This window comes from Streptomyces pseudogriseolus, assembly GCA_002154585.1.
GTDB lineage: Bacteria > Actinomycetota > Actinomycetes > Streptomycetales > Streptomycetaceae > Streptomyces > Streptomyces pseudogriseolus.
This window is the reverse complement of the sequence record MUNG01000032.1, coordinates 1-11,042: the sequence shown is the minus strand read 5'-3', so window position 1 is coordinate 11,042 and position 11,042 is coordinate 1. Positions and strand designations below refer to the sequence as shown.

Sequence of the window (11,042 nt, the reverse complement as noted above, 5' to 3'; positions counted from 1 at the left end):
CAGGGCGGCTGGCTCATGACGTGGGTACCTCGGGGGAAGGGGACGACGGACGGGAAAGTGACGCGAGTGCGCTCACGGGCCTCACTTGCCGTAGGCGAGCATCAACTTCTCCTTCGCGTCGTCATTGCCGTTCAGCCGGGTGGTCGACAGGTAGAACCGGCCGTCGACCCAGTCGATCGCCTTGCTGAAGAAGCCGTTCTCGATGTCCGCGACCGCCTGCGGGTTCTGCATGAGCGTGGCCGGCTTGTGGTTCGCGCCGCTGACGGGCAGGGCGACGACACGGCCGCCGGCGTCGTAGGAGGGCTCGACGTACGCGACGAGCTTGCCGCCCTCGACCTTCACCGGGACCATCGACTCCTCCACGGGGGAGGACTCGCGCCACAGCTCCTTGCCGTTGGCGAGGCTGATGGCGACGAGCTCGTTCGCGCCGGTGGTGGCGGCCGTCGGCAGGTAGAGGGTGTCGCCCTCGACGACGACGCCTTCGCAGCCCTGGAGGTCGCGCGCGAGGATGGCCCAGCCGCAGCCGGGGTCGAAGTTCTCGTCGACGGCGACCTGGGAGCGCAGCTTGCCGGCGGCGGTGAAGGCCGCGATGTTCCACGACTTCTTGTCGCTGCCTTCCTCCTCCTTGGTGGCGTAGACGACCAGCGGGTCGACGGAGAAGGTGCGCTCGACCCGCCAGCCCTTGGCGTACTGGTAGGTCCACTTGGCCTTGCCGGTGGCGGGGTCGAGCTCTCGGACCTCGTCGTGCGCGTTGGTGCCGCCGGCGCCGCAGGAGGCGACCTGGATCAGCCGCTCGCCGCCCGCGAACGCGGCGGGGAAGCAGGGGGCGTTGCCGTACCGCTTGGAGTCCCACAGCTTCTTGCCGGTGCGCACGTCGTACGCCGTGCCGGACTGGGAGCGGCCGACCATCAGCGTGTTGCCGGCGAGGGACATCTCGATGGAGATCACGCTGTCGAAGAGCTCGCCGTCGGCGACCTCCTGCGTCCAGCCCTTCTCGCCGGTCACGAGGTCGACGAGCTGGAGCTGGTTGCACTTGGCGCTGTCGCTGCTGCCGCTCATGGACGCGACGACGATCTTGTTGTCGGCGGTCTTCTCCGGCGTGACCGCGCAGATCTTGTGGGGGAAGCTGATGGTGTCCCAGGCGGGCTTGCCGTCGGAGACGTTGTACCCGTAGAGGTCCTTGTAGGCCGCCTTGACCGCGGTCCTGTCGGTGATCCACTGGCCGGGGGCGTCGGCGCCGGAACCCGGGGCGTCGGGCGCCTCCTTGTACCAGAGCACCTTGGACTCGCCCGCCTGGCGGCCCTCGTTGAGGTCCTCCGTCTCCTCGCCGCCGTCGCCGCTGCCGTCACCCGGGTTGACCGGGGCGTCGCCGGACCCGCCCGGCTTGGGGTCCTCGGTCTGCTGGGCGACCGGCTCCTTCTTGTCGTCGTCGCCGGAGACGGCCCACACCGTGCCGCCGACGACCAGCGCGACCGCCACCGCGGCGGCGGCGATCAACAGCGGCTTGCCCTTGAAGGGGTTGCGGGAGCCGCCGCCGGGCGGGGTGCCGGGCGCGCCGGGGAAGCCGGGCTGCTGCGGATAGCCGTACCCGGGCTGGCCGTAGGGCCCCGGCTGCTGGGGCTGTCCGTAAGGACCGGGCTGCTGCGGCTGTCCGTAGGGTCCGGGCTGCTGGGTCTGGCCGTACGGGCCGGGCTGCTGCGGGTAGCCGTACCCGGGCTGCGGGGGGCCGGACGGCGTGCCCTGCGGGGGCGGCGGCGTCTGCGGCGGGGTCTGCGGTGGTCCGAAACCCCCGCCCGGCGGCGGATCCTGCGGCGGTCCGAAGCCGCCCTGAGGCGGCTGGCTGGGCGGCTGAGTCATCAGCGCGTTCCCCCTTGCTCACTGATTTTTAGCCACGCCCTGAGATACGTGATGACCCAGAGTCGTCGTCGGTCACTTACCGGACGGCTCTTTCTATCACCCGGCACCGACACGCCACCGGGCCGCGTCCTCCCCTGTTCCCAAGGGAGGACCGGCCTGTGATGCCCCCGTTACGTGCCTCCACGCCCTCTTCACACGGCGTGCGCTCCCCGCACGCAGGCGCGCGGCGCAACTCTCGCGCCGGTCAGGCGTCTTCGGCGAGTTCCAGCCAGCGCAGCTCCAGTTCGTCGCGCTGACCGGCCAGGTCCCGCAGTTCGGCGTCCAGTTCGGCCACCTTCGCGAAGTCCGTGGCGTTCTCGGCGATGGCGGTGTGGAGGGTGGCCTCCCTGGCCGAGATCTTGTCCAGCTGACGCTCGATGCGCTGGAGTTCCTTCTTCGCGGCGCGCTGGTCGGCGGCGCTCCTCTCGGGCGCCGCGTCCCGGGGGGCCGCCGCGGCCGGTGCGGAGGCGGCCGCGGCGGCCTCCTCCATGCGCTTGCGCCGCTCCAGGTACTCGTCGATGCCGCGCGGCAGCATCCGCAGGGTGCCGTCGCCGAGCAGGGCGAAGACCCGGTCGGTGGTCCGCTCGACGAAGAACCGGTCGTGGGAGATCACGATCATGGAGCCGGGCCAGCCGTCGAGGAGGTCCTCGAGCTGGGTCAGGGTCTCGATGTCGAGGTCGTTGGTGGGCTCGTCGAGGAAGAGGACGTTCGGCTCGTCCATCAGCAGCCGCAGCAGCTGGAGGCGGCGGCGCTCACCGCCGGAGAGGTCCCCGACGGGCGTCCACTGCTTCTCCTTGCCGAAGCCGAAGGTCTCGCAGAGCTGACCGGCGGTCATCTCGCGGCCCTTGCCCAGGTCGACGCGCTCGCGCACCTGCTGCACGGCCTGCAACACCCGCCACTCGGGGTCGAGTTCGGCGACCTCCTGCGACAGATAGGCCAGCTTGACGGTCTTGCCGACGCGGATGCTGCCCGCCGCGGGCTGCGTCTCTCCCTCGCTGCGGGCGGCCTCGGCGAGCGCCCGCAGCAGGGACGTCTTGCCGGCGCCGTTGACCCCGACCAGGCCGATGCGGTCGCCGGGGCCGAGCTGCCAGGTCACGTGCTTCAGCAGCACCTTCGGCCCGGCCTGGACGGTCACGTCCTCCAGGTCGAACACCGTCTTGCCCAGCCGGGACGAGGCGAACTTCATCAGCTCGCTGCTGTCCCGCGGCGGCGGCACGTCCGCGATCAGCTCGTTCGCGGCCTCCACGCGGAAGCGCGGCTTGGAGGTGCGGGCCGGGGCGCCGCGGCGCAGCCAGGCCAGCTCCTTGCGGACCAGGTTCTGCCGCTTGGCCTCCTCGGTGGCCGCGATGCGTTCGCGCTCCGCGCGGGCGAAGACGTAGTCGGAGTAGCCGCCCTCGTACTCGTGGACGACGCCGCGCTGCACGTCCCACATGCGGGTGCAGACCTGGTCGAGGAACCACCGGTCGTGGGTGACGCAGACGAGCGCGGAGCGGCGGTTGCGCAGGTGCTCGGCGAGCCAGGCGATGCCCTCGACGTCGAGGTGGTTGGTCGGCTCGTCGAGGACGATCAGGTCCTGCGCCTCGATGAGCAGCTTGGCGAGCGCGATCCGGCGCCGCTCACCACCGGACAGCGGCCCGATGACGGTGTCCAGGCCCTTGGGGAAGCCGGGCAGGTCGAGCCCGCCGAACAGCCCGGTCAGGACGTCCCTGACCTTGGCGTTGCCGGCCCACTCGTGGTCGGCCATGTCGCCGATGACCTCGTGCCGGACGGTGGCCTCGGGGTCGAGCGAGTCGTGCTGGGTGAGCACGCCGAGCCGCAGCCCGCCGGAGTGCGTCACCCGGCCGGTGTCGGCGTCCTCCAGCCGGGCCAGCATGCGGATGAGGGTGGTCTTGCCGTCGCCGTTGCGCCCCACGACCCCGATCCGGTCGCCCTCGGAGACGCCGAGGGAGATCCCGTCCAGCAGCGCACGGGTGCCGTACACCTTGCTGACGTTCTCGACATTGACCAGATTGACGGCCATTTTGCTCCTGCCCGGTGGATCGATCAGCTTTCAAGCGTAGGCCCTGCCGGGAGGGGGCCGGGACACGAGGAGACAGTCACTCTTCGTGATGACGTGATCGGAAACGGGCGGCCACCGTAAGTGGCAGGGCGTGCACCGCGACCGGATCAAGGTCGACAGGCCTTCTGCCATCGCCATCGACCTGAGCCCGGTGGAAGCGCGGCCCTGAGCCGTTCAGACCACCGTAACCCCCGGCACCGGCCCCGACGCCGTGCGTACGTCCCGACAGGTGCCGGACGCCCGCAGCGCCCCCGCGACGGCCTCCGCCGCCTCCGCGTCCCGCGCCAGGAACGCCGTCGTCGGCCCCGACCCCGACACCAGCGAGGCCAGCGCCCCCGCCGCGCGCCCCGCGGCGAGCGTGTCCGCCAGCTCCGGGAACAGCGACAGCGCCGCCGGCTGAAGATCGTTGGTGACGGCGGCCGCGAGCGCTTCCGCGTCCCCCTTCGCCAGGGCGTCGAGCAGCGGCTGCGACGCCACCGGCTCCGGGATCTCCCGCCCCTCCGCCAGCCGGTCGAACTCCCGGAACACCGCGGGTGTGGACAGCCCCCGTGCGGCCATCGCGAACACCCAGTGGAATGTCCCCCCGACCTCCAGTTCCGTCAGCTTCTCCCCGCGCCCGGTGCCGAGCGCGGCCCCTCCGACCAGGCTGAACGGCACGTCGCTGCCCAGCTCGGCGCAGATGTCGAGGAGTTCCTCGCGCGAGGCGCCCGTCCCCCACAGCGCGTCGCAGGCCAGCAGGGCGCCCGCGCCGTCCGCGCTGCCGCCCGCCATGCCGCCGGCGACGGGGATGTCCTTGGCGATGTGGAGGTGGACGTCCGCATCCCGGCCGTACCGCTCGGCGAGCGCGAGCGCGGCGCGGGCGGCGAGGTTGGTGCGGTCGAGGGGGACCTGGGCGGCGTCGGGGCCGTCGCAGGTGATGCGCGGTCCGTCCGGCGACGGGGTGGCGGTCACCTCGTCGTACAGGCCGACCGCGAGGAAGACGTTGGCGAGGTCGTGGAAGCCGTCGGGGCGGGCCGCGCCGACCGCGAGCTGGACGTTGACCTTGGCGGGGACACGGACGGTGACGCTCACTGCTGACCCTGCTCCTCGTTCCGGCCGTGCTCGGCGATCCGCGCGAACTCCTCGACGGTCAGCGACTCGCCCCGCGCCTGCGGGGAGACGCCCGCCGCGACCAGCGCCGCCTCGGCCGCGGCCGCCGAGCCCGCCCAGCCGGCGAGGGCGGCGCGCAGCGTCTTGCGGCGCTGGGCGAAGGCCGCGTCGATCACGGCGAACACCTCGCGCCGGGAGGCGGTGGTCTTCAGCGGCTCCGCGCGGCGGACCAGCGACACCAGACCGCTGTCGACGTTCGGGGCGGGCCAGAAGACGTTCCGGCCGATCGCGCCGGCCCGCTTGACCTCGGCGTACCAGTTGGCCTTCACCGAGGGCACGCCGTACACCTTCGAGCCGGGGGCGGCGGCGAGCCGGTCGGCGACCTCGGACTGGACCATCACCAGGGTGCGTTCGATGCTCGGGAAGGTCTCCAGCATGTGCAGCAGGACCGGCACGGCGACGTTGTAGGGGAGGTTGGCGACCAGCGCGGTCGGGGCGGGTCCTGGCAGCTCGGTGACGTGCAGGGCGTCGGAGTGGACCAGCGCGAACCGGTCGGCGCGCTCCGGCATGCGGGCGGCGACGGTGGCGGGCAGCGCGGCGGCCAGCACGTCGTCGATCTCGACGGCGGTGACCCGGTCGGCGGCCTCCAGGAGCGCCAGCGTGAGCGAGCCGAGCCCGGGGCCGACCTCGACGACCACGTCGTCGGGGCGTACCCCGGCGGTGCGCACGATACGGCGGACCGTGTTGGCGTCGATGACGAAGTTCTGGCCGCGCTGCTTGGTGGGCCGTACGCCGAGGGCGGCCGCCAGTTCACGGACGTCGGCGGGGCCCAGGAGGGCGTCGGGGGTGGGGCTGGTCACGGGACAAGGGTACGGGGCGTGCGGGTCCGCCCCGGTCACCGCCGGCGCCGTCACCCGCGCAGCCTGGCCCCGCAGTGCGGCCAGGCGGCGGCGCCGCTGCGGGCGTACAGCCGCTGGGCGCGGTAGGTCTGTTCGGCCGGGGGCGCGTCCTGGGGGCGGCCGGCGCCGCCGAGGTCGCGCCAGGTGCGGGCGTCGAACTGGTACAGCCCGCCGTACGCGCCGGAGGGGTCGGTGGCGCCGGGGCGTCCGCGTACGGTCCGGTGCGGACGCCCTCCTCGGCGAGCGGTCCGGTGACGTCGTCGGCGAAGGTGTGCAGGGTGCGGGGGCGGCCGTCGACGGTCAGTTCGACGCCCTTGTCCTCGGCGACGAAGGCGCTGGTGCCTCCGGCGAGGAAGGCGACGACCAGCGCCCGCGGCAGCATCCGGCGCACGGCCTCGGCCCGCTCGGCGTACCGTCCGGGGCGCCGGTGCGCGGACCGCCGCGGCGGCGCGGGGGCGGGCGCGCGGCGGGGCAGGGCGGGCACGGTCTCGCGCTCCAGGGCCGGCCACGGGGACGCCCGAGGGGACCGCACGGGGCCCCCTGGGGCTTCCGCAACCTGGCCGAGCGCCGATCACTCTCCCAAGCGACACGACTACGGAACGTGCGTGCGCCCCGTCGGCGGTCCCTCAGTACCCGAAAGCGCGTGCGGTGTTGGCGCCGAGCGCGGTGGCCAGTGCGTCCTCGTCGATGCCGCGCACGGCGGCCATGGCGCGCACGGTGACCGGCACCAGGTAGGGGGCGTTGGGCCGGCCGCGGTAGGGCACCGGGGTCAGGAAGGGCGCGTCGGTCTCCACCAGGACCAGTTCCAGCGGGGCGACGGCCAGCGCGTCCCGCAGGTTCTGGGCGTTCTTGAAGGTGACGTTGCCGGCGAACGACATGTAGTAGCCGGCGGCGGCGCAGATCTCCGCCATCTCCGCGTCCCCGGAGTAGCAGTGGAAGACGGTGCGCTCGGGGGCGCCCTCCTCCTTCAGCACGCGCAGCACGTCCGCGTGGGCGTCGCGGTCGTGGATGACGAGCGTCTTGCCGTGCCGCTTGGCGATCTCGATGTGGGCGCGGAAGGACCGCTCCTGCGCCTCCTTGCCGTCCTCGCCGGTGCGGAAGTGGTCGAGGCCGGTCTCGCCGACGCCCTTGACCTGCGGCAGCGCGGCCAGCCGGTCGATCTCGGCGAGCGCCTCGTCCAGCGCCGCGTCCCCGCCGGGCTGCCTGGCCCCTTGACGCGACCAGCCTCCCCCAGCCCCAGGGGGCTGGGAGGTGCCCCCAGGATCGCCGAGCACGATCCGCGGGGCCTCGTTGGGGTGCAGGGCGACCGTGGCGTGCACGGCGTCGTACGCCGCCGCCGTGTCCGCCGCCCACCGGGACCCCTTGAGGTCGCAGCCGACCTGCACCACGGTCGTCACCCCCACCGACGCCGCCCTGGCGAGGGCCTCCTCGACCGTGCCGGACTGCATGTCGAGGTGCGTGTGGGAGTCCGCGACCGGCACCCGCAGGGGCTCCGGGAGCGGCGGCGCGGCGTTCTTGTCGGGGGCGTTGGCAGGCATGCCCCCGATCCTACGGAAGCGGCGCGGACGTCTCCGGCGCCCAGGGCGCCTCGACCGGTCCCGCGGCCGGCACCCGGCGTTCCCGGTGGGCGGCGTCGCGGGCCGAGGCGACCCGGCCCGGGCGCAGTATCCGTACGACACGGCCGTCGCAGCTGCGGCAGGCGGGCCGGTTGAGCGGGGAGGGCACGATCCGGCCGTCCGCCACGTACAGCACGAAGGTGCGGCCGTCGGCGTCGACGTGGTGCTCTATCTCGTACGACTGCTCCCAGCCGTATCCGCAGCGCATGCAGGCGAAGGCGTACGCCTCGGTGACCACGGCGGTGGCTCCCGCGCGCAGTCCGTCCGGTCCGGAGATCTCGGTCATGCCGGCTCCTGTCGGTCCGCTGATGGGACGGGCGTGCGCCCGCCCCGTCGACCAGTGGACTCCTCGGGAGCCGTGAGCACACGGGGTGCGGCGGAGTATTGGCACCGATTTGGCCGTGCGTTGCCCGAATGCCCCGGCCTCTTTACCGATGCCCGGAGTTCTCATGACGCGGAGACGGTGCGCGTCACCTTCCGCCGGTGCTCCCGGCGCTCTCCGCCCGACCGGCGCTCTCCGCCCGACCGGCGCTCTCCGCCCGACCGGCGCTCTCCGCCCGACCGGCGTTCTTGGCCGCCACCACCGCGTCGAAGACCTGCCGCTTCGGCAGCCCGGCCTCCGCCGCGACCGCCGCGATGGCCTCCTTGCGCCGCTCGCCCGCCTCCTCGCGCACCCGCACCCGGCGCACCAGTTCGGCGTCGTCGATCTCCTCGGGACCCTTGTCGGGGGCGCCCTCGACGACCACGGTGATCTCCCCGCGCACGCCCTCGGCCGCCCATGCGGCCAGCTCGGCCAGCGGGCCCCGCCGGACCTCCTCGTACGTCTTGGTCAGCTCGCGGCAGACGGCGGCGCGGCGGCCGGCGCCGAACACCTCGGTCATCGCGGCGAGGGTGTCGTCGAGGCGGTGCGGGGCCTCGAAGTAGACGAGGGTGCGGCGCTCGTCGGCGACCTCCCGCAGCCGGCCCAGCCGCTCCCCCGCCTTGCGGGGCAGGAACCCCTCGAAGCAGAAGCGGTCGACGGGCAGCCCGGACAGGGCGAGCGCGGTGAGCACGGCGGACGGTCCGGGCACCGCGGTGACCCGGATGTCCTGCTCGACGGCCGCGGCGACCAGCCGGTAACCGGGGTCGGACACGGACGGCATGCCGGCGTCGGTGACGAGCAGCACCCGCGCGCCGCCCGCCAGTTCCTCGACCAGCTCGGGCGTGCGGGCGGCCTCGTTGCCCTCGAAGTACGACACGACCCGCCCCTTGGGGGTGACGCCGAGCGCCTGGGTGAGCCGGCGCAGCCGCCGGGTGTCCTCGGCGGCGACGACGTCGGCGCCGGCGAGTTCCTCGGCGAGCCGGGGCGGCGCGTCGGAGATGTCGCCGATGGGGGTGCCTGCGAGTACGAGGGTTCCGGTCACGCGTCCATCCTCCCAGGAGCGGACGGAGGCGGGGCATACCGCCCATGCGCGGGACTCACACAGCGCCGTTCCCTACGATGGCGCGGTGACCAGTACCGCGTCCTCCACGGACACCCGCCAGGAGCAGTCGCCGCTCGCGCAGCGGCAGACGTGGCAGCACCGGCTGCGGCGTTTCGGCCACCGGACGCCGGCCGTCAGAGGCGACGTCCGCGACCGCCTGGTCCCGCCGTACACCGAGCCGTCGGGCCGGCTGTGGAAGACGCTCGGCGTCCCGCCGGAGACGGCCGACCGGCTCGTCCGCTGGTCGGCGTGGGGCGGGCCGCTGCTGGTGACGCTGGTGGCGGGCGTGCTGCGGTTCTGGAACCTGGGCCACCCCAAGGCGGTGATATTCGACGAGACGTACTACGCGAAGGACGCGTGGGCGATCGTCCACCGCGGGTTCGAGGTCGACTGGGCCAAGGAGGCCAACCGGCTGGTCCTGGAATCGGGCGGCGACGTCCCGATCCCGACCGACGCGGCGTACGTGGTGCATCCGCCGGTCGGCAAGTACGTCATCGGGCTGGGCGAGCTGATGTTCGGCTTCGACCCGTTCGGCTGGCGGTTCATGACGGCGCTGCTCGGCACGCTGTCGGTGCTGATGCTGTGCCGGATCGGGCGGCGGCTGTTCCGCTCCACGTTCCTCGGCTGTCTCGCGGGCGCGCTGATGGCGGTGGACGGGCTGCACTTCGTGATGAGCCGCACCGCGCTCCTGGACGGCGTGCTGATGTTCTTCGTGCTGGCGGCGTTCGGCTGTCTGCTGATCGACCGGGACAAGGCGCGCGCGAAGCTGGCCGCCGCCCTGCCGGTGGACGCGGACGGGCGGGCCCGTCCGGACGCGGAGGCCGCCGAGCACACCCGGATCGGCTTCCGCCCCTGGCGTCTGGCGGCGGGCCTGATGCTGGGCCTGGCGATCGGCACCAAGTGGAACGGCCTGTACATCACGGCCGCGTTCTGTGTGATGGCCGTGCTGTGGGACGTCGGCGCGCGCCGGGTCGCGGGCGCGGTCCGGCCGCGGGTCGCGGTGCTGAAGCGGGACCTGGGCTGGGCGTTCCTGACCACGGTGCCGGTGGCGGTGGTCACGTACTTCGCGTCCTGGATCGGCTGGATCCTCTCCGCGACCGACGGCAGCGGCGGCTACTACCGCGACTGGGCGACCCGCGACGGGCGGCGCAGCGACTGGTCGTGGCTGTTCCCCGACTGGTGGCGCAGCCTGTGGCACTACGAGAACCAGGTGTACGACTTCCACGTCGGCCTGTCCTCGCCGCACACGTACGAGTCCAACCCGTGGAGCTGGATCGTCGCCGGCCGCCCGGTGTCGTACTTCTACGAGTCGCCCGCGCCCGGCGTGGACGGCTGCCCGGCGGACGCGGGCGAGAAGTGCGCGCAGGAGGTGCTGGCGATCGGCACGCCGATGCTGTGGTGGGTGGGCTGCCTGGCCCTCCTCTACGTGCTGTGGCGCTGGTTCTTCCGCCGCGACTGGCGCGCGGGCGCGATCGCCTGCGGCATCGCCGCCGGGTACGCCCCCTGGTTCCTCTACCAGGAACGCACGATCTTCTACTTCTACGCGATCGTCTTCCTGCCGTTCCTGTGCCTGGCGGTGGCGATGCTCCTGGGCGCGATCGTCGGCCCGCCCCGCTCCTCGGACACCCGCCGCGTGGCGGGCGCGACGGCGGCGGGCGTCCTGACGCTCCTGATCGTCTGGAACTTTATCTACTTCTGGCCGATCTACACGGGCACCCCGATCCCGATCGACGACTGGCGTGCGCGGATGTGGCTGGACACGTGGGTGTAACGGGGCCGCTCGGACACGGCCCGGCGGGCCGATGGTGAGGGTCTCTTTGGGACAACGATCCTTCACCGGTGTCCCTTTGGGCGCGGGCAGCGCCTAGAGTTCGGGGCGTGCCGGGCTTTTGAACGTGTTCAATGAGCGCGGGGTCCGGCCGGGGGAGGGACGTCCGATGGGCAAGGGGGTCAAGGTCGCCGTCGTCGGCGGCGTGTTCGCCGTGATGATCGGCGGGGCGGGGTACGGGGCGTACAACAT

Annotated in this window: 9 protein-coding genes and 1 pseudogene; 1 reads left to right on the top strand and 9 read right to left on the bottom strand. The window is 73.2% G+C overall.

The features are described 5' to 3' along the window. Nucleotides 1-81 precede the first annotated feature (81 nt). The 9 genes and pseudogenes from CCN29_RS04615 to rsmI all read right to left on the bottom strand — a co-directional run bounded on the left by CCN29_RS04615 (nt 82) and on the right by rsmI (nt 8,962). On the bottom strand, nt 82-1,857 hold the full coding sequence (locus CCN29_RS04615) for an outer membrane protein assembly factor BamB family protein (RefSeq protein WP_086680154.1): 1,776 nt from the start codon (nt 1,855-1,857) through the stop codon (nt 82-84). Between the two features lie 244 nt (nt 1,858-2,101). Next, nucleotides 2,102-3,916, bottom strand: a complete 1,815-nt coding sequence (locus CCN29_RS04610; protein ID WP_031064896.1) for an ABC-F family ATP-binding cassette domain-containing protein — start codon at nt 3,914-3,916, stop codon at nt 2,102-2,104. 213 nt (nt 3,917-4,129) lie between these two features. Further along, nucleotides 4,130-5,026, bottom strand: a complete 897-nt coding sequence (locus tag CCN29_RS04605) for a 4-(cytidine 5'-diphospho)-2-C-methyl-D-erythritol kinase (protein WP_006135817.1) — start codon at nt 5,024-5,026, stop codon at nt 4,130-4,132. Next, nucleotides 5,023-5,904 (bottom strand): 16S rRNA (adenine(1518)-N(6)/adenine(1519)-N(6))-dimethyltransferase RsmA, encoded by an 882-nt coding sequence (gene rsmA, locus CCN29_RS04600; RefSeq protein ID WP_031023045.1) that lies wholly within the window; start codon nt 5,902-5,904, stop codon nt 5,023-5,025. Before rsmA ends, CCN29_RS04605 begins: the two co-directional genes overlap by 4 nt. A gap of 50 nt (nt 5,905-5,954) precedes the next feature. Then, nucleotides 5,955-6,110: a transglycosylase family protein gene (locus tag CCN29_RS35585; RefSeq protein ID WP_374193671.1), complete on the bottom strand. Its 156-nt coding sequence runs from the start codon at nt 6,108-6,110 to the stop codon at nt 5,955-5,957. 89 nt (nt 6,111-6,199) lie between these two features. Continuing rightward, a pseudogene (locus CCN29_RS35580) lies at nt 6,200-6,325 on the bottom strand (resuscitation-promoting factor); the annotation flags it as partial. Between the two features lie 244 nt (nt 6,326-6,569). Beyond that, a complete protein-coding gene (locus tag CCN29_RS04590; RefSeq protein ID WP_031023044.1) occupies nt 6,570-7,481 on the bottom strand; it encodes a TatD family hydrolase in 912 nt (303 codons plus the stop codon). Nucleotides 7,482-7,491: 10 nt separating this feature from the next. After that, complete coding sequence (locus CCN29_RS04585; RefSeq protein ID WP_006135821.1) at nt 7,492-7,845, bottom strand: hypothetical protein; 354 nt, start codon at nt 7,843-7,845, stop codon at nt 7,492-7,494. Nucleotides 7,846-8,029: 184 nt separating this feature from the next. After that, nucleotides 8,030-8,962 carry a 16S rRNA (cytidine(1402)-2'-O)-methyltransferase gene (gene rsmI, locus CCN29_RS04580; RefSeq protein WP_442538233.1) on the bottom strand — a complete coding sequence of 311 codons (933 nt, stop codon included), beginning with the start codon at nt 8,960-8,962 and terminating at the stop codon, nt 8,030-8,032. Nucleotides 8,963-9,047: 85 nt separating this feature from the next. Here rsmI and CCN29_RS04575 point away from each other — a divergent pair, with 85 nt between their 5' ends. Continuing rightward, nucleotides 9,048-10,793 carry a dolichyl-phosphate-mannose--protein mannosyltransferase gene (locus CCN29_RS04575; protein WP_006135823.1) on the top strand — a complete coding sequence of 582 codons (1,746 nt, stop codon included), beginning with the start codon at nt 9,048-9,050 and terminating at the stop codon, nt 10,791-10,793. The last annotated feature ends 249 nt before the right edge of the window (nt 10,794-11,042 follow it).

Excerpts from the sequence above, each read along its gene's own strand:
- CCN29_RS04590 (WP_031023044.1), bottom strand. The coding sequence starts at position 7,481 with ATGCCTGCCAACGCCCCCGACAAGAACGCCGCGCCGCCGCTCCCGGAG.
- CCN29_RS04585 (WP_006135821.1), bottom strand. The coding sequence starts at position 7,845 with ATGACCGAGATCTCCGGACCGGACGGACTGCGCGCGGGAGCCACCGCC.
- CCN29_RS04615 (WP_086680154.1), bottom strand. The coding sequence starts at position 1,857 with ATGACTCAGCCGCCCAGCCAGCCGCCTCAGGGCGGCTTCGGACCGCCG.
- CCN29_RS04610 (WP_031064896.1), bottom strand. The coding sequence starts at position 3,916 with ATGGCCGTCAATCTGGTCAATGTCGAGAACGTCAGCAAGGTGTACGGC.